We start from the raw sequence: 23,421 nt of genomic DNA, 5'->3' as shown, positions 1-23,421 counted from the left end.
TTCTATATCGGAAGCTGCTCTTTTTATGCCCGCAAAGTAAGAGGTAAAGATTTTTGCTAAAGTGGTCAAAAAAATAGTTAAACAAATAAAATTATTTCTATTAAAATAAAGGAACATGTAGTAACAGGGGGGAGAAAACCAGTTATGGAATCAACAGATTGGATGGGGAAATTATTAGGTATCTGCCAGTGGATTACACGATTAGCTTATATTAACCTCTTATGGCTGCTTTTTATGATTCTTGGTTTGTTTGTACTTGGGGCTGCGCCGGCTACAGTGGCAATGTTCACCCTCATTCGTAAATGGATAATGGGCGAAAGTGATTTATCAGTCTTTACAACGTACTGGGAAACATACAAAAAAGAGTTTTGGAAGGCAAATTCTTTAGGATTCATATTAGCAGGAATTGGTATTATTTTATACTTAGATTGGCGGTTAATCAGCTCCTTGCAGGGATCACTGTACCCGATTCTAATGGGCTGCTTAATAGGTGTTGTTTTCCTTTTTCTCGTTATCACGTTATTTATTTTCCCGGTATATGTTCAATATGAATATAAAACATTGCAATATATTAAAACAGCTTTTTTACTCGGAATATCCTATCCGCTGTATACGATGGTGATGATCTCTGCAGCCATTTGTGTGTCAGCCATCAGTATTTTCTTCAATGGTGTCGGAATTCTCTTCTTTGGAAGCGGTTTAAGCTTAGCTCTCATGTATATATCTAATTTACTATTTGTAAAAATAGCCAGGGATTTTAATGTAGTAGTCAAAAAAGTATTATAATGAGTAAATTTAATGGTATTAGTCTTAAATTTGAATTTGTTAAACTTTTGTTGTAAGGGTTTTCAAATAATTGATAGGAAAAACATTGAGGGGGAAAGGCAATGAAGAGAAAGATTTGGTCGTTATTAATCTTTACTATGCTGTTTTGTTTAGTCCTAGCTGGCTGCTCCGGCAGTGGAAGTGAGGAGAAAACATCGTCAGAACCAAAGAAGGACGAAAAGGTTACAATTAAATTCCACACTCATGGAAACGAAGCTTCCTATAACTGGAAAAGCACTATCGCAGCATTTGAAGAAAAGTACCCTAACATCAAAGTAGAATTAGTCATCCTTAGTGAAAAGGGAGATACACAAGAAGCACTTAAAAAGCTTGACCTGGCGGCAGCATCTGGAGAACAATTAGACGTTCTTATGTTCAGTGACCCTGCAAGTTATGCACAGCGTGTAAGCATGGGTATGGTTGCACCGATTGATGAATTCATTAAAGAGGAAGCTTACAAAGTTACAGAGGAATACAAAGTTGATACACAGATCGATGGAAAGTATTATGCATTACCTGGAAAGTTCAACCCATGGTATGTTCTTCTTAATAAAAACCACTTGACTGAAGCTGGTCTTGAGGTACCAAAGGATTGGACATGGGATGAATTTGCGGAATATGCAAAGGCTATGACAACAAAAGATCATTATGGAACATACTTCCACGGACCACAAGGCGGCGGCTGGATGGAGTTCATGAAACTTGCATTAGCTAGTGAAGCCGATAATACTGAGTTTACAACTGCTGATGGTAAATCGAATCTTGACAATCCGTTATTCAAAAAGACTCTTGAGCTAAGATTACAAATGGAGAAAGAAGATAAGTCTGCTGTTCCTTACACAGATATCTTATCTCAAAAACTTCATTACCGTAACCAGTTCTTTGGGCAGGACGCAAGTTCAATCCTAATCGGCAGCTGGATGAATACTGAACTTGGCGGAACAGATCAATTCCCATTAGAATTTGATGTAGCAGTTGCTCCATATCCGAAAAATGAAAGCGGCGATGAAGGCGGGTATACACCAGTAACGACAGACTTTATGTCCGTTGCAAATACTTCTGAGAATAAAGAAGCAGCATATAAATTCATTCGCTGGTACACAACTGAAGGGCAAATTGTTCAAGGAAAAAATATCCCTTCATGGAATAAAGTAAGTGATAGTGAATTAACAAGTATCATCGACAAGATTCTTAGTGGAACAAAAAATCCTGAGAAGGTTGATAAAGATTCTCTAGTAAATGTTTTAACAAATGCAAAATCATCTAAAATCATTTCACCGGTTTCTTATCAGTCTGAGCTTTACAAAGTAATCAATGAGGAATACGAAAAGCTAATCTTTGGTGAGCAGGATATCGATGCAACTATTAAAGCCTCCCAAAAACGATTCCAGGAAATTATTGACAGCAACAAATAGTATAGACATCATCACAGAATAATAGAATAATGGAAAGAAAAGGGGTTGTAATTGATTACAACCCCATCTTTCTATTAAAAGGGTGATTTGCATATGAGAGAGGGGAAAAAGCGTAGTTTAGCGCCCCATTCTTTTCGATTTAAGGTAATTTTTATTTCTATCATTTGTTTAATCATACCAGCGACAATCTCGTTATCTATCTATAACTATTTAACGAAAGACACGTTGAAGGACCAGGCGTTATCCAATGCCAATCGGGAGCTTACCATTGCCAATGAATATGTGGAGAAGCTCTTAGAAGATATGCTCTACATTACCAACTTTGTTCAGCTAGATGCGGAAATGAATACCATTTTAAAAGAAAAAGCTCTAAGAACGACCGAGGATGGTACAGGTTACCAAAGTTATATGGATGATAGTAAAATCAATAAAACGATTGAAAATATTACACTAGTAGGGGAAAAATCATATGTTACCATCCTTTTAAAGAATGGTAAATCATACAAAAATTACTCTACATATGATTATGACCCAAGCAGGATGGTCCAAGAAAAATGGTTTGAGAAGTTAAATAGATTACAGGGTTATGAATCCATTTGGATTGAAAGTAAACCAACCGTGTTTAGATCCGAGAAAAGTAATAACCCATATCAAATTTCCGTTGCTAGAACATTGAGAGATGGCAACTTAGGGATTTATGGGTACGTGATTGTTACAATTATGGAAACAAAGATCAACCAAATATTTGAGAATATGAAGGGTAATGAGGAAATGATGATCCTGGATTCATCAAATAATATCCTCTCGCACCGTGACCATTTAAAAATCGGTGAACCATTTCAATATAGTGAACAGCTTACAAAGAATAACTCCTCAAATATTTTCAAAGTTTCAGATAAGGATTACTTGATTGCTGAACACGATATCTCATTCACGGGCTGGAAGCTTGTGTCCCTTGTTCCTTATAAACAAGCTATCACACAAATTAATTCAATATTTAGTAAAGTATTTACGGTACAAATAGTATCATTCACTATTTTTCTTATCCTAATGGCGTCTTTATTGAGAACGATTACGAAACCACTTGTCCACTTAGGGAAAATAGCAGAAGCTGTTAAACGAGGAAATCTGGCCATTCGTTCCCGCCTGCGGGGCAGGGATGAGGTGGGTAAACTGGCTGAATCATTTGACCATATGCTAGACCGCGTGAATGAAATGATTTACGAAATAACAGATACACAGGAAAGAAAAAGAAAAGCAGAGCTTGATATGCTGCAAGCACAAATAAATCCTCATTTCCTATTTAATGTCCTTAATTCCATTCGAATGAAGGTTCTAGTAAAAGGGGATAAAGAAAGCGCAAATATGATTAGTTCGTTGTCAAAATTATTGAGAATGACCATTGATAAAAATAAAGAAGTCATTAGCTTTCGTGAAGAAGTCCAAATTGTCCAAGATTATATTAACATTATGAACATGAGGCAAAAAGAACAAGTTAAGGTTGAAATAGCTGTACATGAAGAAGCGTATGCATTGCAGATTCCTCGCTTTATCCTGCAGCCTATTATTGAGAATTCAATTATTCACGGTCTTAATCAAAGCGCAGGAATAATCGTATTAAGAACGGAATTACGGGGAAATCAACTGGTGATTATAATCGAAGATAATGGGCAGGGCATGGACAACGCTTCCTTGGATCAATTAAAAAGAAAGTTAATACAGTCAATTGGTACAGAAAATAGTCATAAAGCTAATAACAAAGGATTCTCTTCCTTGGGGTTATCCAATGTATATGAACGAATGTTTATAACTTTTGGGGGCTCTTTTAGGATGGACATAGAAAGTTTGCCTGGTGAGGGGACAAAGGTAATAATGACGATTCAAAAAGGGGGCAATAATTCTGATGTACAAAGTAATGCTAGTTGACGATGATTATCCAGTATTACAGCTGTTATCTGAAACGATAGAGTGGGAACAGCTGGGTGTATCACTTCAAAGTACACATGAAAATGGTGCCAGTGCCTTTGAAAAAGCAATGAGTGAAATGCCTGATATATTAATAACCGATATTGGTATGCCTAAGATGAATGGGATTGAATTAACAAAAAAACTAAAAACCCAAAATCCGGACTTAATGGTTGCTATTTTATCCTGCCATGCAGATTTTGCCTACGCACAGCAGGCATTAAAACTACAAGTTCAGGACTACTTAGTCAAGGATACCTTTGATCCAGATGATTTACGTAAATTAATCAAGAAATTCAAGGATACACTGGATGAACAAAATGATAGAATGATCCATCATCTTCAAGTTCAGAATATGCTGGATCGAAATAAAGAAAGTGTCAAAGAAAGGTTCATTAAAAAAACAATTGAGCAGCCAGATATTAATGAGATTATCTGGCTGGCAGAGGCAGATTCCATTGGCCTTCATCTAGAACAAAGTGGATATATTGGATCCTTGGCTATGATTCATCATTACAACATTGTAAAAGAGCAATATTTATCAGAGGATACGTTGAATTTTGCGATTAATAATGTTGTAACAGAGGAGATTGAACGGTGCTGCCCAGGTACAATCCACTTCCAGCATGGAGTAAAGGAACTATTTTTCTTTTTCCCTTCTTCCTTAGTTTTAAAAAGGAATGCGCTTGCTGAAGTAAGTGAAAGTATGAAAAGAATTCAACATGCATTAAAACGCTCTCTAAACGTTTCGCTATCCTTTATAACAGGTGATGGCTGCACAAGTATGCAAGAGTTTAAGCAGGAATTATTACAGCTGTTACATTGCAGTCATCAGCGTTTTTATATGAAGCCGGGCACCATCATTGAGCGGAAGGAACAGCAGGACGCACCAACGGAGGATTTATTTTCTAGATATGATGAAGCGGCTGCTGAAATGAGAGAGCTCATTATGCTTAGGGATGAGGCTAGGATAACAGAGTATGTTAATAAATGGGTTGTCATTCTGGAAGAAAAACAATTTCCCCCTGAGTTGGTGAAGGATTGGGTATTAAAATTATTATTAGATTTAAGGATAAAACTGCATGCCTTACAATTATTTCGTTCGCAGCAAAGTATTGAGTATATGCATAACGAGATTTTTGAAATTCAGTTTTTGGATGAACTGAGAACATGGCTGTTGAATTATTTTAAATACATCCTATCATTTGTTAAAGAAGTTTATGAACAAACAAAACGCAAAGAAATTCTCGACGCCTTTAAATATGTAAGTATGAATATCGAAAAGAAAATTTCCTTGGATGAGGTTTCAAGCTACTTATATTTAAACCCAAGCTATTTCAGCCGCTTGTTCAAAAAAGAAGTAGGAGAAACCTTTGTTGAGTACGTAACCAAAATGAAAATCAACAGAGCAAAAGAACTACTCGAACAAACAGCCGACTCAGTAGGAAAAATATGCGAACGGCTGGGCTACGATAACCAAAGCTACTTCATAAAAATCTTCAAAAACTACGCAGGAGTCACACCCATCGAATACAGAAGCGGTAAATCATAGTAATTAATTTACTACAAATAGATTTAGTTTTAATTTAAGTCCAGACCACAAAGGTACTGGGCTTTTTCTATTTTGGCTGTGTTAAAGCTATATGTTGATTTGGCACTCAGTTGATTGGAGCGGAAGGCACGAAGACTCCTGCGGGAGAAGCGAGACAGGCGAGACCCCACAGACACGCAGTGTCGAGGAGGCTCGGCGGTCGCCCGCGGAAAGCGAAGTGCCTGGAGTTCCAATCAACTGACCAGTTAACACAGCCTGCTTTATAAGAAGTCAAAATTGTAGTTATATATAACAAAATACCGTTAATAAAGAAATCTACTACTATTTTATAATAAAAATATACTAAAAATTGAGGTGAATCAAATGAGTGTTAAAACAGAACTCACCACACCTGTAAAGGTTGTAAAAGATGCAGGAAAGAATAAAATCATCAAAGAAAAAAATGAAAATTTAGTTGGCCTGTTTTTTGTATCCCCGATGCTCATAGGTGTTTCAATCCTTGTACTGCTGCCCATATTTGCAACATTTGCTCTAAGCTTTGCAGACTGGAGCTTCATCACCCCCCTTTCCCAGTTAAAGTGGGTTGGATTTGATAACTTCACAAGATTATTTGAAGATGCTGTTTTCTTAAAATCATTGCGAAACAATGCCATCTTCGTTTTAACCGTACCTATTTGTATGGCAATCTCACTATTGATAGCGATTACAATTGATAAAAATGTTTATATGAAGGGCTTTTTCAAAGTAGCCTTCTTCATGCCATATATCTCAAGTGTTGTGGCGATAGCAGTAGTTTGGCAGGTATTATTCCACCCATCTGCTGGCCCAATTAACCAAGTATTAATGTCATTAGGAATCAAAAATCCGCCATTGTGGATTGCAGATCCTAACTTTGCGCTCATTTCAATCATGATTATCCAAATATGGATTTCTATTGGTTTTAATATGATTATCTATCTTGCGGGTTTACAGTCAATTCCAAGAGATTTGTATGAAGCAGCTGATATTGATGGAGCTAATGCATGGGTGAAATTCAGAAATATTACTTTACCGCTAATTTCGCCGACTTCCTTCTTTTTATTTATTACCGGCATCATTTCTACCTTTAAGGTTTTTGACTTGATTGCTGTATTAACAAAAGGTGGACCAATGAACTCTACCTCCATGATTGTTTGGAATTTATATGATACAGCTTTCGTGAACCTGAAGATTGGCTATGCTTCTGCCATGGCTGTCGTCCTATTCATCGTGGTATTCGGAATTACGGTTTTCCAATGGATTGGACAGAAAAAATGGGTGAATTACTAAGGAGGGGAAACAATGGCAAATTCAATATTGATTAAAAAAAGTATTATTACTGTAGTTATGCTTGTCTGCAGCGTATTGTTCCTTTTACCATTTGTGTGGATGCTTTCAACATCTTTTAAAATTGAAGCAGATGTTTTTAAATTTCCTATTCAATGGATTCCGGAAAGATCGAATGGTTTTAACAACTATAAGGAAGTATGGTTTGGTGACTATCCATTCTATGTCTACTACTGGAATACAATAAAAGTAACCGTTATTACGACTTGCGTTTCAGTGGTTGTATCTGCTCTTGCTGCCTATGGGTTTTCAAAAGTTAAGTTTCCGTTTGGAAAGTTCCTTTTTATGATTGTACTTGCAACGTATATGGTGCCGCCTCAAGCGATTCTTGTACCGCAGTTCATTTTATTCCGAAAGATTGGCTTATTTGACAGTCACTTTGGACTAATCCTGCTTGGAAGCTTTAGTGTTCTTGGTACGTTTATGTTAAGACAATTTTTTATGAGCATTCATAACGATTATATTGAAGCAGCAAAAATTGATGGTGCGGGCCACTGGAGAATCTTTTGGTCGATTGCGCTGCCAATCGTTAAACCGGCCATTGCGACATATGGTATTCTTCGTTTCATTTGGACGTGGAATGACTATCAAAATCCGCTTATTTTCTTACGTACGGACAGTTTATTAACGATACAGATTGCTATGCAGAAATTTACAACCATTAATGGTGAGTTCTACTCCTTAATCATGGCTGCCGCCGTATCTGCCATTCTTCCTTTAGTTATTGTATTTATTATCGGTCAAAAACAGGTAATTGAAGGGATTGCATTAGGAGGAGTCAAAGGGTAAGGGAGGTAGAATCATTGATTTCAAATGACTTAAATAACTTGCTAGTTTCTGATGCTTCACTATTATTCTCTAGTACAAAAGAAAAAGCAAAATGGTGGAGAGACGCTAGTACTAATCCTGAATTTACTCTTCTTTTTGAAGAGATACGTGTCGAGGGAGAACGGCTGCTGCAGGAAGAAGAGCAAGAGTTGAACTATTCCTTATTCAGGTTATTTAAAGAAAATGGTTCGAGGCTTGAGTTTGAAAAGGTTTATTTTCAAAAAAGACATCGGCTTACGACCTTTGCCATAATGGTTTTGCTAGAATCAGAGAACAAGGAATATGCTGCAGCACTAGAAAATACAATTTGGTCTATTTGTAATGAGTATTCCTGGTGTCTGCCTGCGCATTTAAAAAATAGCTTTGAAACATCCACGAGTATCAGCTGCTCACTCGAAAGACACAGTTTCGAACATTATAGTATTGATTTATTTTCCGCTGAAACAGCCTTTGCCTTAGCAGAGATTCTTAAGCTTACGGAAGAATTTTTAGATCCTTTAATACGTAAGCGTATTTATGTAGAAGTGTATAAACGGGTGTTTCATCCCTTCCATACAACGAAATATGAATGGGAAACACAGGAACACAACTGGGCGGCGGTATGTGCAGGGTCCATCGGTGCAGCTGCTATGCATCTAATCCAAGATTCTAAGGAACTCTCTGTTATTTTAGAAAAGGTCCTGCCTGCCATGGAATGTTATTTAAAGGGCTTCAACGACGATGGTGTCTGCCTTGAAGGCTTTGGTTATTGGCAATATGGCTTTGGATATTACGTCTATTTTGCAGATTTATTAAAAAAGAAAACAGTTGGGAAGCTGGATTTATTTACTAGTGAAAAGGTCCACAAAATTGCTTTGTTCCAACAAAGATGTTTTCTAAGTGAGAATCTTGTGGTCAACTTTTCGGATGCAAATCCAACCGCTTCTGTATTTTTAGGCTTAAGTCATTATTTAAGTAAGGTTTATAAGGACTTTGAAATTCCGGAAAGAAAACTTCGTGCTTCATTCACTGCAGATCATTGCGGCAGATGGGCACCAGCAATCCGTAACCTTATATGGTTTGATGAAACACTTCCTGAGAAGCCATGGGGGAATGGAAGCAGCTATTTCAAGGATTCGCAATGGTTTATTTCTCGCCACCAAACAAAATTAGGCAGCTTCTCTTTTGCTGCAAAAGGTGGAAACAATAACGAACCACACAATCATAATGATATTGGTCATTTTATTCTCCAAGGAAACAATGAAGTATTCCTTAAGGATTTGGGCAGCGGTTTATATAATAAAGACTATTTTAGTGAGAAACGTTATACATTTTTATGTAATGGATCCCAGGGGCACTCAGTCCCTATTATTAATCATCAATTTCAGGAAAACGGTTCATCAAGAGAGGCTGGGATTCTTCGGGCCGATGTAAGCAGCGAAGAAGATGTCTTTGAATTAGATTTCTCAAAAGCATATGAAGTAGAAATTCTTCAAGGTTTAACTCGAAAGTTTTCATGGGTGAAAAAGGATCTGCCAAAGCTGATCGTAGAGGATACCTATTCTTTCAGTGACCAGCCTGTATCAATCATGGAAAGATTCATTACTCCAGCTTTGAAGATAACCGAAGAAAATAATGAAGTGATCCTGGAAGGAAAACAGAGGCTGCGTATTCAATATGACAGCAGACTGCTATATTTGGAAGTAAAGAGGTTAAATTTTATCAATCATTTCGGGAATATAGAAGAGAACTTTGCGCTCGACTTTACACTGTTGAATCCCGTTAAAGAAAGTAAGGTAGAGTTCGTATTCCAATTTGAATAGATAGGGTGGAGACAATGACAGAACAACCGCTATGGGTAAATGAAGCCTGGCAGAAAGTTAATGAAAAAGTAGAAAGAACAAGCAAAAGAATAGGGGCAAATTTTCCGCACGCCAGTGAAAATGGTCAATATGTTCTGGCGGAGCCATATTGGTGGACAGCTGGGTTTTGGCCAGGATTACTTTGGCAATTATATCGTGAAAGTAAAAACGAAGAACTAAAGATGATTGCAGTTGAATGTGAAGAAAAACTTGATGCTGTTCAACATGACTATTACCGCTTAGACCATGATATGGGCTTTATGTGGACATTGACAAGCGTAGCTCACTATAAACTTCTAGGTGATGAGAATTCGAAAAGGCGTGCTTTACTCGCAGCCAATCTCTTAATGGGCCGATTTAATGTGAATGGAAATTACATACGTGCTTGGAATCCTTGGACTGTAGGGGAAGACAACAGCGGCGTGGCAATTATCGACTGCATGATGAACCTGCCTCTTCTTTATTGGGCATCTGAAGAAACAGGTGACCCCAGGTTCAAGGGTGTGGCTAAAAGACATGCAGAAATGGTATTAAACCACTTCGTTCGAAGTGATGGAGCCGTCCATCATATTGTTCGTTTTGATCCAGATAGCGGGGAAAGAATTGAAGCGCTTGGCGGGCAAGGGTATAGTCCTGATTCTGCATGGTCAAGAGGAAACGCATGGGCGATTTATGGTTTAACCTTGAGCTACCACTATACGGGAGAAACTAAATATTTGGAGTGTGCGAAAAGGGTCGCGCATTTCTTTGTCTCCCATTTACCAGAGGATTATGTTCCGCATTGGGATTTCCTTCTTCCTGCTGATGTTGATTCTCCAAGAGACTCTTCTGCAGGTGCCATTGCAGCTTGTGGTCTGCTTTTACTAGCAGACAAAGTGAACGTAACGGAGGCTCCCATTTATCAAAGAGCGGGAGAAAGAATCCTTGAATCACTTTACAAAAATTATGGTGACTGGGAAGGAACGGAAGAAGGGCTGGTTCTAGAAGGAACAAGTCACTTCCCTGAACAGAAGTTTATGAAGAATCCGTTGATTTACGGTGATTATTATTTTGTCGAAGGGCTTGCTAGATTAAAAGGTTACAAGGAATTATTCTGGTAGAAGGCAGGTACCCTAGTATGCTAAAAGTTGATTTGCACATTCAAAAGAATCCACTCCAATCTCGAGAAGATTTAATAAAGGCAGTAAAACAAATAGTCGAGCCTTTGAACCATTATTACAGCAAGGGAAGGGCTCATGTAGAAGTAGGAAGCACAGGTGCAAGTTACTCCGATGATATAGCGGGTTTTGAAGGTTTCTCCAGGGTGCTTTGGGGAATTGTTCCTTTATTGGCAGGAGGAGAAAACTCCGAGATTTATGATCTTTGCTTGGAAGGAATCAAGAACGGTACAAATCCTTCTCATGAGGAATATTGGGGTGAAATCACAGACTATGATCAGCGTGCTGTAGAAATGGCGGCATTTGGCTATGCTCTTGCACTCATTCCTGAAAAAGTTTGGGCTCCGCTTAATGATTTTGAGAAAGAAAACCTCTTTACATGGCTGAATCAAATTAACCAAATCAGCGTTTATGATTGTAATTGGCTGTTCTTCCCTGTGATGGTTAACCTCGGTTTTAAAGCAGCAGGATTACCCTATGATCGGGAAAAGATAGAAAAGAATCTTGAGAGAATCGATGAATTTTATTTAGACGAAGGCTGGTACGCTGATGGAACAGAGGCTCATTGTGACTATTATGTTCCTTTTGCGATTCATTTTTATAGCTTGTTTTATGCAAAACTAATGGAAAAGGACGATCCTGAAAGGGCAGAGAAGTATAGAAACAGGGCAGCCTTGTTTGCTAAGGATTTTATCTATTGGTTTTCAAAGGATGGATCAGCACTGCCATATGGCAGAAGTCTAGCTTATCGATTCTCACAATCTGCCTTTTGGAGCGCGCTCGTTTATGCTGGTGTTGAACCTTTTACGCTAGGCGAAATGAAGGGACTCATTTTGAGAAACCTTCGCTGGTGGTTTAAACAGCCTATATTCGACACCAATGGGCTGCTAACGATTGGTTATTGTTATCCAAATTTGGTGATGGCAGAAAACTACAATGCTCCTGGTTCACCTTATTGGGCGCTTAAAACCTTCTTATTGGCAGCACTGCCTCAGGAACACCCATTTTGGCAGGCAGAGGAAAAGCCCCTTCCGTTATTAAAGGAGAGAGTTGTTCAAAAATATCCGCGGTTCATTTTATGCAGGCAGGAAGAACGAGGTCATACGGTTGCATTTAATGCTGGGTATAAGCATACCAATGAACATCCGCATGCAGCCGCCAAATATGAAAAATTTGCTTACTCTAATCTATTTGGTTTTAGTGTGCCAAAAGCGGATTGGGGACTCTCACAAGGTGCCTTTGATTCCATGTTAGCGGTTAGTGAGGGAGACAATCTTTTTAGAGGTAAAAAAACATGTGTAGACTTTAGTGTTTCAGAAAATGTCATCTACACCCAGTGGAAACCTTTCGACGATGTCGATATTAAAACGTGGCTTGTCGCAGGAGCACCATGGCATGTTCGAATTCATTGTATTGAGAATGGCCGAAGCCTCGATTACGCAGACGGCGGATTTGCATTAGGAATGGAAAATAAGGAATATAAAGGCCAAAAGGCTGAGGTCATTCTAAATAAGCAAGAAGGATTAGCGAGATTACCTTGGGGAGCGAGCGGCGTTGTAACCATTTATGGACAAGGTCAGCCAGATTTAGTCTATGCAAATGCAAATACGAATCTCATAAATCCAAGAACGGTGATCCCAACAGTAAAAGGCAGTTTAAAGCCTGGCAGACACTGGCTGGTAAACGCTGTGTTTGGAGAACCAATAAGTGAGAATAACTTAAGCCAATGGGATAGAGTACCCCATGTCGATTTATATGATGATGAAATTATAATTACACATGGGGCACAAAAAGTGGTCATTCCAAAAGAAGCAGTTACAACATAACACCGAAAATATGCTAAAAAGGTACTGTAATGGGTGTCTACTCAGGCTGTCGATAAAGTCTCGACAGCCATTTTATAATTCTAACATTGCACCGCGTTTTCTTACGAATGTGACCAAGAATCCGATGAAGGACAAATCCTTCTATCGGCGTGAACGATTTGTCCTTAAGACCCTGAATGAAGGACAAATCCTTCTGTAGGCATGAACGATTTGTCCTCAAGACCCCGTATGAAGGACAAATCCTTCTGTAGGCGTGAACGATTAGTCCTCAAGGCCCCGTATGAAGGACAAATCCTTCTGCAGGCGTGAAGGATTTGTCCTTAAGACCCCGTATGAAGGACAAATCCTTCTGCAGGCGTGAACGATTAGTCCTCAAGACCCCGTATGAAGGACAAATCCTTCTGCAGGCGTGAACGATTTGTCCTTAAGACCCCGTATGAAGGACAAATCCTTCTGCAGGCGTGAACGATTAGTCCTCAAGACCCCGAATGAAGGACAAATCCTTCTGTCAGCGTGTGCTATAAACCTTCACTAGGTAATATCTTCAACCTTTCCCAAATTGAAAAAACTATATAGAATAGGATGTATCAAAATATTCACCATCTGGAGGGATAGGCTTTGACAGTTGGGGAGCTGGGAAGAGTACTTATTGTTGACGATGAACAATTAATTAGACAGGGTATTAAGCATTACTTAAATTGGGAACAAGAAGGTTTCGAAATTGTTGGAGAAGCCTCGAACGGTGTAGAAGCACTTGAAATAATTGAGATGAAACATCCACATATCATACTAACAGATATCGTAATGCCGATTATGGACGGTGAAGAGTTAACGAGAATTGTAAAGGAGCGTTATCCGCAGATTGAAGTGATTATCCTCAGTAGTTTTGGGGACTTTGATTATGTCCGCTCTACCTTCCAAAGTGGAGTGATTGATTATATTCTTAAGCCTAAGCTGGATGCAATAGGACTGTTAAAAGCATTGAAGGCGGCAGCTGACCGAATTCCGTCACTTCAAATGATGGACAACCATGCTTCAGTGGACCTTTCTGTTGGGCAAATAATACAGAAATTGATTTCAGGCTATGAAGTTAATTATGATGTCGAGAAGCTTTCTGAAGTGTTTCCTTATCGTAAATTTTCCTTAATGGGTGTTGTGTTAAAGAGTGGGGAAAGTGAACTTCCTAAACATATTAAGGGGAAAATTGAAGCGGAGTTCGGACAAGAGAATTACTCCTTTTATTACGACACAAATATTGTCCTTGTAAACGGGGATGATTTTTCTGATTTTATTAAATTTGCTAAGCAGCTCGGAGAGTCAAATGAGAGCTATGGCTTTGTTCTTACTGAAACCTTCACGGAGTTTTCTCAGTTGGGAGTCATTTACAAAGAAAGTCTGATAAAACTTTTAAATTATCGTTTTTATTTTTCTGAGCAGCACCTTTTAATGAAACAGAACTTGCCTAATCAAGAGCCGGCAGTCGAAGGATTTAATTTGGATTGGTTTACAGACGAATTTAAACGGAGAAACTTTGACGCAGCTTTTAACTATCTTCAGGAACATGTAACAAAACTCTCTGAATGTTACACATTAGATGTATACGAATATAAGGCATTTATCGGGAACATTGTCTTTAATACTACGATTCTCCTTGGAAACATGGAGTACGATGTAAAGGAATTGGATCATGCGAAGTATTCATATTTTAAATCGATTGAAGAAGCACAAACTTCTAAAGAGGTAAAAGGTCAATTGGATAAGTTTATTCAGGAAGCGAAACAATGTATTTCTTCTTCCCAAAATCCTCTCGACAATCAGAATATGAAAAAGCTGTTGGAATTCATCAAGGAACATTATGCGGAGCCGCTGACCCTTACAGATGTGGCCAAGCATTTTCATTTTAATCCTTCCTATTTATCAAGTTATTTTTCAACTCATAATACTGAAGGTTTTATTGAATATTTAAATCGGATTCGAATAGAAGAAGCATCAAAGCTTCTTGTTGAGGGAAGGGCAACGATTTCCGAAATCAGCGGTATGGTTGGTTATTCCGATCACAGTTATTTTTGCAAAGTGTTTAAAAAAATTACGGGCCTTTCACCAAGCCAATATAGAAGAAAACAAAACACGAGATAAGAGATGGTATCAAGATGAGATTAATTCCTGAACGGTTTAGACATAACAACTTATTTATCACCATGTTTCTGATTAGTGTTATCATCATTATCACCGTTTCTATCACGATAACGTGGACTACGATTCGGATGTCAGAACAATTCTTTTTTGAGAAGTTCAGTATTACGAATGCGAAAGTAATGGATCAGGTGAAAGATAGCTTTGAGACCTATAATTATTCGGTCGTTGTCGCATCTAACAAGTTATTGCAGAGCGGCACCATTAAGAGAATTCTTACAGAAGAGAGTTCCAATGTACAGCGCTTGAATGCTTATTTTACGCTGGGTCAACAGATGAATCGAATAGAGTCCAGTGTGGACACTTACGAAACAAGTATCATCGTCACGGGTACAAATGGAATTATTTACTCGACTGACCGGACCTATTGGCCTATTACTGATGATGAGTTGAAGTCGGGTAACATATTCAAGAATACGCTTAAAGAACCTAAGCGATTGATGTACCAATACGATGTGCGTCCTGATAAAGAGGATGGAAATTACATAGTCACTTCGAAAGCGTTAATGGAACGAACATCTGGAATTGGCTATGGAACGATGTATTTCGCGATTAAAGAAAATGAATTTAGAGAGTTTTACTCCAACTACACGAGTCCTGGTAATCATGTTTTCTTAGTAAACAAATCTGGGGTTATTATGTCGAGTGATCGGACAAAGCTAATCGGTGAAAAGTCAGAGGAGCTGCTTCAGTATGCCGATGAAATAGTGTCTGAACCAAAAGATTACTTGGTTAAAAACTTTTTGGGAAAAGAACAAATTATCTTGATGGAGTTTCTGCCATCCCTCGAAATGTACATGTTTAATATCATCGATAAAGAAACAGTATTCGGCACACTAATCGATAAGAAGAAGATTGTGCTTATTTCAATGGGGATAGTCTTTGTGGCACTGATCATTGTGTTCTTCGCCTCAAGAAGAATGACCAATTCATTATCAAAGCTGGTAAAGCAAATTGGAAGTACTTCTAAGCACGAATTTGACAAGTATGTAACTGTTTCGGGTACATATGAAACAAAGCAAATCGGGCATGCATTTAACTCGATGCTTGATGAACTTCATGAGTATGTGGACCAGCTTGTCGTCTCACAAAAAAATCAGCGGAACGCTGAACTTGCTGCCCTGCAGCAGCAAATTAACCCGCACTTTTTATACAATACACTGACATCCATTAAATTTATGGTCCAACAAGGCGGTAAAGAAGAGAGTGAAGCGACCATTAATGCATTGATTTCTTTGCTTCAGAACACGATAGGCAATGTTAGTGAAACCATAACTGTTAAGCAGGAAATTGATAATTTAAAGAATTACGTATTAATTAATCAGAAGCGCTATGGTGACCGGATTAAGGTAAACTATTTTGTCACGCCTGATTGTATGGATTTGGAGATACCAAAACTGATTCTTCAGCCTTTTATGGAGAACTCCTTTTTCCATGGATTTATCCGTAAGCCGTCAGGTTATATTAATGTCTTAGTCTGGCAGGACGGGAATACCCTTACTTGTGAGGTTATTGATAATGGTGATGGAATGGAAGTTTCAGAGGATAACACACTTCCAGACACGAAGCGTAAACAGCAGCATTTTTCAGGTATTGGTGTACGAAACGTGCATGAGCGTATTCAGCTAATTTATGGAGAAGAGTATGGAGTAACCATATCAAGCACCCTGGGAGAAGGGACAAAGGTCCGGATAATACTTCCCATTCAAAAATAATCCAAGTATCTAAAGAAAGTACAAATCTGTAAATGTAAACGGAACCATTTATCTGAAAATAGTACAAAATGATAGAAATATCGTCCTAACAGTTAACCCCGGGCTGGTGCTAACATAAGAAATGTAAGGCGGACAGCGCTTACAAAACCAATATCATAATCACTTGGGGGAATATCAATGAAGAAAGTACTTGCTCTGTTTTTAGTAAGCCTACTGTTGTTGACTGCCTGTTCTTCGGGGTCAAAAACAAAAGATACTTCCGGAGATGCAAAAGATTCAAATAAAGTAACTGTGTGGGCATGGGATCCAAATTTTAATATAAAAGCTATGGAATTAGCCAGAGAAGCATATGCATCTGAGGATAAAGACGTAGAGATTGAAATTATTGAAAATGCACAAGATGACATTATTCAAAAGCTTAACACAAGCTTGAGCTCTGGAACTACAAAAGGGCTTCCCAACGTTGTTTTAATTGAAGATTATCGTGCACAAAGCTTCTTGCAGGCATATCCTGACATGTTCCATGAAATGACTGGATCATTTAAAGCAGAAGACTTTGCAGATTATAAAATTGCTCCAACAAGCTTTGAAGGTAAAAACTATGGTCTTCCATTTGATACGGGAGTAACAGGATTATACGTTAGAACAGATTATTTAGAGCAAGCTGGTTATACCGTTGAAGATTTGCAAAACATCGATTGGGACAAGTACATTGAAATCGGTAAAAAAGTAAAAGAAACAACTGGTAAGCAAATGTTAACGCAAGATCCAAATGACCTTGGATTAATTCGTATGATGATCCAAACTGCTGGCTCATGGTACTTAGAAGAAGATGGTGTAACACCTAACTTGGCAGACAATGAAGCACTAAAAGCAGCTTTTGAAACATATAAAAAGCTTTTAGATGCAGATTTAGTGAAACCTGTATCTGACTGGAGTCAATTCTTAGCAGGATTCAATAGCGGTGAAGTGGCAACTGTGCCAACAGGTAACTGGATCACTCCTTCTATTAAGGCTGAAGCTTCACAATCTGGTAAATGGGCAGTTGTACCATTCCCTACACTACCTGGTGTAGCTGATTCTGTTAATGCTTCAAACTTAGGAGGAAGCTCTTGGTATGTTCTTAATGTACCAGGAAAAGAAAAAGCAGCAGATTTCCTAGCAAAAACGTTTGGCTCAAGTGTTGAATTCTATCAAACAATCAATAAGGAAATTGGAGCGATTGGAACGTATAAGCCAGCATCTGAAGGTGAAGCGTATCAGGCTGCAGATGAATTCTTTGGCGGACAGAAAATCATTGCTGATTTCGCTGCCTGGACAGCAGAAATTCCACAAGTAAACTTCGGTTTACACACATATGCAATCGAAGACATTCTTGCAGTAGAAGCACAAAACTATATTAAAGGTAAGGAACTTGATAAGGCGCTAAAAGACGCTCAAGGTCAAGCAGAAACACAAGTGAAATAATTTCATATGAATATAAGCTTCGGGTACTCGCCGGCTTCTCCTCTTTGGTTTAGTGGAGCGAACAGTGTCAGGCGAGAGTCTCGGAGCTTTTCTTTTAAGGCTCTGTTATTATTCATTGTTGACTTTCATGCTGTGGTGAGAATTCATAGGCGGAGAATTTCCGTCTATTGTTTAGAGAGGAACCTTAAGAAGAGTTATAAGCGGAGATATTCCGGTTAACTGCTATAAAGAAGACAAATTCCAAGGATTTGGATGCAATAAGCGGAAAAACTCCGCCTATTCTTAAGGGAATAATAGAATTTCCCAATTTAAACGGAAATTCTCCGCTTATTTTCCAAACACAGTGAAATCAACATTCAGTTTTAACAGACCCTATTTTAAAATAAGTCAAACCAGAAATAACATAACCTCAGTTAGGAGCTGACTAGATGTGATACCTGCAAAAGCCAACCCAACCATGCAAACAGCTAAGTCCACTCGGGGACTCCGAGTGAAAAACGCAGCTATTGGCTGGTCATTCGTTGCTATAGCTGCTGTAATGATTTGTTTATTTTATTTTTACCCAATGATTCAGGCATTCATCATGTCTTTACAATCCGGCAGAGGAACAAACTTAACATTTGTCGGCCTAGAGAATTATGCACGTTTATTAAAAGATCCAGTATTTCTGACTACGGTAAAAAATACGGTCATTTATTTAATCATTCAAGTACCCATTATGATTATTCTTGCATTATTTATTTCTGTTTTACTAAATGATAAAACGCTGAAGTTTAAAGGGTTTTTCCGTACAGCAATCTTCTTACCGTGTGTAACTTCACTTGTTGCCTATTCTGTTACGTTCAAATACTTATTTGGACAGGATGGCATCGTGAACATAATGTTAATGAAGATGTCACTGATTGCAGAACCGATTTCATGGTTAACAGATCCGTTTTGGGCGAAAATTACAATCATCGCCGCGATTACATGGCGTTGGACCGGTTATAATATGATCTTTTATCTATCTGCACTGCAGAACGTGGATCATTCTATTTATGAAGCAGCAAAAATAGATGGGGCTTCCCCAATTCAAACTTTTTTCAAGATTACCATTCCAATGTTAAAACCTATTATCTTGTTTACTTCGATTACTTCCACCATAGGGACGCTTCAGTTATTTGATGAAGTTATGAATATTACGGCGGGTGGGCCAGGAAATGCTACGATGACCATCTCTCAGTATATTTATAATCTATCCTTTAAATATACTCCGGACTTTGGCTATGCGGCGACCGTTTCATATGCAATTGTAATTCTGATTGTAATCTTCTCTATTATTCAGTTCAAAGTGGCAGGTGATAAAAATGCTTAAAAAAGTCTTTGGTTATGGGTTTCTCACAATTGCGGCTATCATTTCTATCTTCCCGTTTTTATGGATGATTGTCAGCTCCACGAATAAGTCGGTTGATGTAACAAAGGGAAGGTTATTGCCAGGCAGCCATTTTATGGAGAATTTAAACAACCTCTTGAATACAGTAGATCTCGTACCAGCATTAATGAATTCAGCAAAGATTTCCATTATCACTACTATTTTAGGGATGCTGATTGCCTCATTGGCTGGTTATGGATTTGAAATTTATCAAAGTAAGACTAAAGATTATTTATTCAATTTCTTGCTGCTATCGATGATGATTCCATTTGCAGCATTAATGGTACCGTTATTCAGAATGTTTGGAACGATATCACAAAATGCGCCATTCATTGGAATTGATACTATCTCGGCTGTTATCCTGCCGACAGTTACCACTGCCTTTCTGATCTTTTTCTTTAGACAGAGTACGAAGATGTTTCCAAAGGATATCCTTGAAGCAGGAAGGATAGACGGTTTAACGGAATTAGGTGTGTTTTTCAGAATTTATATTCCAACCATGAAAACGACGTATGCAGCAGCTGCTATCATTACGTTCATGGCTAGCTGGAACAGCTACCTTTGGCCGCTGGTTGTGCTTCAGTCACCAGAAAATCAAACGATTCCATTGCTAATTTCCAACCTGGGTTCGAGTTATTCTCCTGACTTTGGTGTCATCATGACTGCCATCGTTATTGCGACTCTGCCAGCAGCGCTAATCTTCTTTATTATGCAAAAGCATTTTGTTGCGGGAATGATGGGTTCTGTAAAATAATAGAATTAGAAATTGTAGATAGGAAGTGTGATAGATATGAAAACCACCCCAAGTTTAGCTTGGCTTACAGATGTGAATGTATTTGCAGTGAATCGGGTACCTGCCCATTCTGACCATGTGTACTACGAAACATTGGCGGAGGCGCAAGAAGCGGCCCCAATGAAGCTGCGACATGAATTAAATGGGAATTGGAAGTTTACCTACAGTATCAATCCAGACCATAGACCTGTAAACTTTTTCGAGCAAGATTATCATTGTGCAGGCTGGGGGGATATTACGGTTCCGGGACATATCCAGCTCCAAGGCTACGGGCAGCCGCAATATGTCAACACGATGTACCCATGGGATGGCCATCATGAGCTTCGTCCTCCAGAGATTCCGACTGACCATAATCCAGTTGGAAGCTATGTGAAATATTTCAACGTCCCAGCTGCTATGGAAAATAGACCGGTGTATATTTCTTTTCAAGGTGTAGAATCTGCCTTTTATGTATGGTTAAACGGTGAGTTTGTAGGCTACAGTGAGGACTCTTTTACACCTGCAGAGTTTGACCTTACTCCTTATTTAGTAGATGGAGAGAATAAGCTGGCAGTAGAGGTTTATCAGCGGAGCACCGGCAGCTGGCTGGAAGATCAGGATTTTTGGAGATTTTCAGGGATTTTCCGTGATGTCTATCTTTATACTGTTCCAGAAATTCATGTTTCTGACCTGCATGCTCGTCCTGAACTAGATTCAACTTTTACAAAAGGGACACTTTCAGTTGATTTAAAGCTTCAAGGGAATCCCGCTTCAAAAATAACGGCAGAATTAGTTGATGCCAATGGTACCCTTGTTAAAACGGGGGAAGCTGAAAATGTTGATGGTAAGTGGTCTATAAACCTTGCTATTGAGCAGCCTGCGCTTTGGAGTGCGGAAAGTCCTTATTTGTACAAATTATTTATACAAGTTTACAATCAAGCTGGAAGTTTAGTAGAGGTTGTTCCGCAAAAGATTGGATTTAGAAGATTTGAACTTGTGAATAAAGTGATGCACCTTAATGGGGAGCGGATTGTATTCAAGGGTGTGAATCGTCATGAATTCAATCCCCGCCATGGCCGTGCGATTACAAAAGAGGACATGCTCTGGGATATCAAAACACTGAAACGTCATAATATCAATGCGGTCCGTACCTCACATTATCCGAACCAAAGTTTATGGTATGAATTATGTGATGAGTATGGAGTTTATGTGATCGATGAGATGAATCTTGAAACACATGGCTCATGGCAAAAGATGGGTGCGGTGGAGCCATCTTGGAATATTCCAGGTAATAAGCCGGAATGGGAACCTATTGTCATGGACCGTGCCATTTCGATGGTAGAACGGGATAAAAACCACCCTTCCATCCTGATTTGGTCTTGTGGGAATGAATCCTATGCGGGTGAAGTCATCTTGAACGTCTCTAAATATTTCAAAAAGGTTGACCCTGGCAGACTCGTTCATTATGAAGGAGTATTCCACAACCGTGATTATAACGATACGAGTGATATGGAAAGCCGTATGTATGCGAAACCAGCTGATATTGAAAAGTATTTAAATGACAATCCAGAGAAGCCTTACATCAGCTGTGAGTATATGCATGCGATGGGGAATTCACTTGGCGGTATGTACAAATATACAGAGTTAGAGACGAAGTATCCAATGTATCAGGGCGGATTCATCTGGGATTATATTGATCAATCACTTTATAAAAAAGATCGTTACGGCAATGAATATCTTGCCTATGGCGGTGATTTTGGCGACCGTCCAACTGATTATGGATTCTGTACAAATGGAATTGTCTATGCCAACCGTGAGCTTTCACCTAAAATGCAGGAAGTGAAATTTTTATATCAAGATTTCAAACTAGTTCCTGATGGGAAAGGTGTAATGGTTAAAAATGAAAGTCTGTTCTCCAATACGAGAGACTATGAGTTGGAATATGTTCTATTCCATGAAGGAAAAGAATTGTATAGAAGTTCCCTGCTTGCAGAGGTTGAGCCGCAAAGTGAAGGACGCTTTGAGTTTGATATCCCTGAAGAGTTCAAAGCAGAAGCAGGTGAATATTGTGTGCAATCTTCACTAGTGTTGAAGGAAAACACTCTTTGGGCAGAAGCAGGTTTTGAGATTGCTTTCGGACAGTATGTTTATCAGGTTGGTACAAAGGAGGTAGCCTTGCCTAGCGGTGAGTTAAGAGTTGCACTTGGTGATGTCAACATTGGGGTTCATGGCCGCGACTTTACAGTTATGTTTTCAAAGGGAGCTGGAACGTTAGTGTCTCTGAACTATGCTGGCAAAGAGATGATTTCATTGCCGCCGGCTCCATTGTTCTGGAGAGCGACGACGGATAATGACCGCGGGTTTTCACAAGGTTTCCATTCCGGGCTTTGGTACGCAGCTAGCTTAGCGAGAAAGTGTGTAAATATAGAAGTGAGTGAAAACAGCAATAATATTTGTATTGCTTTTACCTATAAGTTCTCGATTAATCCAGATATCGAGGTTAAGACAGCATACACAGTTTATTCAGATGGAAGTGTTCGCGTGAAGTCTGCTTATAAAGGTGCAGAGAATCTGCCGCAGCTGCCGACTTTTGCTGTGTCCTTCAAGGTTCCAGCAGATTATGATCAATTAGATTGGTATGCAATGGGTCCAGATGAGAATTATTCTGACCGTGCGATGGGAGCAAAGCTCACGACCTTTAAAAATCAAGTTTCTGATAGTTTATCAGGATATGTGATGCCGCAGGAATCTGGGAATAGAACAGGGGTCCGCCGCGTCAGCGTGACAAACCGCAATGGTCAGGGAATTAGAATTTCTTCAATCGCTGAACCGCTGGAATGTAACCTAAGTCCATATACAGCATTTGAACTTGAGAATGCTCAGCATGTTCATGAGCTTCCACCTGTTCATTATACTGTCGTAACAGTTGCCGGTAAGCAGATGGGTGTCGGCGGAGACGACAGCTGGGGAGCTCCAGTTCATGACGAACACCTTATCAAGGCAGATCAAGACATGGAATTTGAATTTTTAATTCAAAGAGTTTAATTCTCATATAGAAATTCATTGAAAAACTACGTTACAGCTTGGAA

Annotated in this window: 15 protein-coding genes; all 15 read left to right on the top strand. The window is 38.9% G+C overall.

The window, feature by feature from the left end; all coding sequences use genetic code 11:
- The first annotated feature begins 144 nt into the window (after window positions 1-144).
- The 15 genes from H0184_RS17060 to lacZ all read left to right on the top strand — a co-directional run bounded on the left by H0184_RS17060 (window position 145) and on the right by lacZ (window position 23,377).
- Window positions 145-786 (top strand): YesL family protein, encoded by a 642-nt coding sequence (locus H0184_RS17060; protein ID WP_221827235.1) that lies wholly within the window; start codon window positions 145-147, stop codon window positions 784-786.
- 101 nt (window positions 787-887) lie between these two features.
- Window positions 888-2,240, top strand: a complete 1,353-nt coding sequence (locus tag H0184_RS17055) for an ABC transporter substrate-binding protein (RefSeq protein ID WP_221827234.1) — start codon at window positions 888-890, stop codon at window positions 2,238-2,240.
- Window positions 2,241-2,333: 93 nt separating this feature from the next.
- Window positions 2,334-4,166 carry a sensor histidine kinase gene (locus H0184_RS17050; RefSeq protein ID WP_221827233.1) on the top strand — a complete coding sequence of 611 codons (1,833 nt, stop codon included), beginning with the start codon at window positions 2,334-2,336 and terminating at the stop codon, window positions 4,164-4,166.
- On the top strand, window positions 4,144-5,757 hold the full coding sequence (locus H0184_RS17045; RefSeq protein WP_221827232.1) for a response regulator: 1,614 nt from the start codon (window positions 4,144-4,146) through the stop codon (window positions 5,755-5,757). The genes H0184_RS17050 and H0184_RS17045 overlap by 23 nt, the downstream gene beginning before the upstream one ends.
- Window positions 5,758-6,120: 363 nt before the next feature.
- The gene (locus H0184_RS17040; RefSeq protein WP_221827231.1) at window positions 6,121-7,065 is read left to right on the top strand and encodes a carbohydrate ABC transporter permease; all 945 of its coding nucleotides are present in this window, start codon (window positions 6,121-6,123) and stop codon (window positions 7,063-7,065) included.
- 12 nt (window positions 7,066-7,077) lie between these two features.
- Window positions 7,078-7,911: a carbohydrate ABC transporter permease gene (locus H0184_RS17035; protein WP_221827230.1), complete on the top strand. Its 834-nt coding sequence runs from the start codon at window positions 7,078-7,080 to the stop codon at window positions 7,909-7,911.
- A 14-nt stretch (window positions 7,912-7,925) separates the two neighbouring features.
- Window positions 7,926-9,752, top strand: a complete 1,827-nt coding sequence (locus tag H0184_RS17030; protein ID WP_221827229.1) for a heparinase II/III family protein — start codon at window positions 7,926-7,928, stop codon at window positions 9,750-9,752.
- 14 nt (window positions 9,753-9,766) lie between these two features.
- Entirely contained in the window at window positions 9,767-10,891 is a 1,125-nt protein-coding gene (locus H0184_RS17025) for a glycoside hydrolase family 88 protein (protein ID WP_221827228.1), read from the top strand.
- A gap of 17 nt (window positions 10,892-10,908) precedes the next feature.
- A complete protein-coding gene (locus tag H0184_RS17020) occupies window positions 10,909-12,774 on the top strand; it encodes a DUF2264 domain-containing protein (RefSeq protein ID WP_221827227.1) in 1,866 nt (621 codons plus the stop codon).
- A 618-nt stretch (window positions 12,775-13,392) separates the two neighbouring features.
- On the top strand, window positions 13,393-14,910 hold the full coding sequence (locus H0184_RS17015; protein WP_221827226.1) for a response regulator transcription factor: 1,518 nt from the start codon (window positions 13,393-13,395) through the stop codon (window positions 14,908-14,910).
- A 14-nt stretch (window positions 14,911-14,924) separates the two neighbouring features.
- Window positions 14,925-16,682, top strand: coding sequence for a sensor histidine kinase (locus H0184_RS17010; protein WP_221827225.1), 1,758 nt, complete (start codon window positions 14,925-14,927; stop codon window positions 16,680-16,682).
- A gap of 177 nt (window positions 16,683-16,859) precedes the next feature.
- Window positions 16,860-18,149 (top strand): ABC transporter substrate-binding protein, encoded by a 1,290-nt coding sequence (locus H0184_RS17005; RefSeq protein ID WP_221827224.1) that lies wholly within the window; start codon window positions 16,860-16,862, stop codon window positions 18,147-18,149.
- A gap of 457 nt (window positions 18,150-18,606) precedes the next feature.
- Window positions 18,607-19,503 (top strand): carbohydrate ABC transporter permease, encoded by an 897-nt coding sequence (locus H0184_RS17000; RefSeq protein ID WP_221827390.1) that lies wholly within the window; start codon window positions 18,607-18,609, stop codon window positions 19,501-19,503.
- On the top strand, window positions 19,496-20,314 hold the full coding sequence (locus H0184_RS16995; protein ID WP_260631640.1) for a carbohydrate ABC transporter permease: 819 nt from the start codon (window positions 19,496-19,498) through the stop codon (window positions 20,312-20,314). Before H0184_RS17000 ends, H0184_RS16995 begins: the two co-directional genes overlap by 8 nt.
- 36 nt (window positions 20,315-20,350) lie before the next feature.
- Window positions 20,351-23,377 carry a beta-galactosidase, LacZ type gene (lacZ, locus tag H0184_RS16990; RefSeq protein WP_221827223.1) on the top strand — a complete coding sequence of 1,009 codons (3,027 nt, stop codon included), beginning with the start codon at window positions 20,351-20,353 and terminating at the stop codon, window positions 23,375-23,377.
- Window positions 23,378-23,421: the final 44 nt, after the last annotated feature.

Origin of the sequence: Neobacillus niacini, from assembly GCF_019749295.1 — a bacterium.
Lineage (GTDB): Bacteria > Bacillota > Bacilli > Bacillales > Cytobacillaceae > Neobacillus > Neobacillus niacini_D.
Note: the sequence above shows the minus strand (reverse complement) of the source record. Positions and strands in the feature narration are given on the sequence as shown.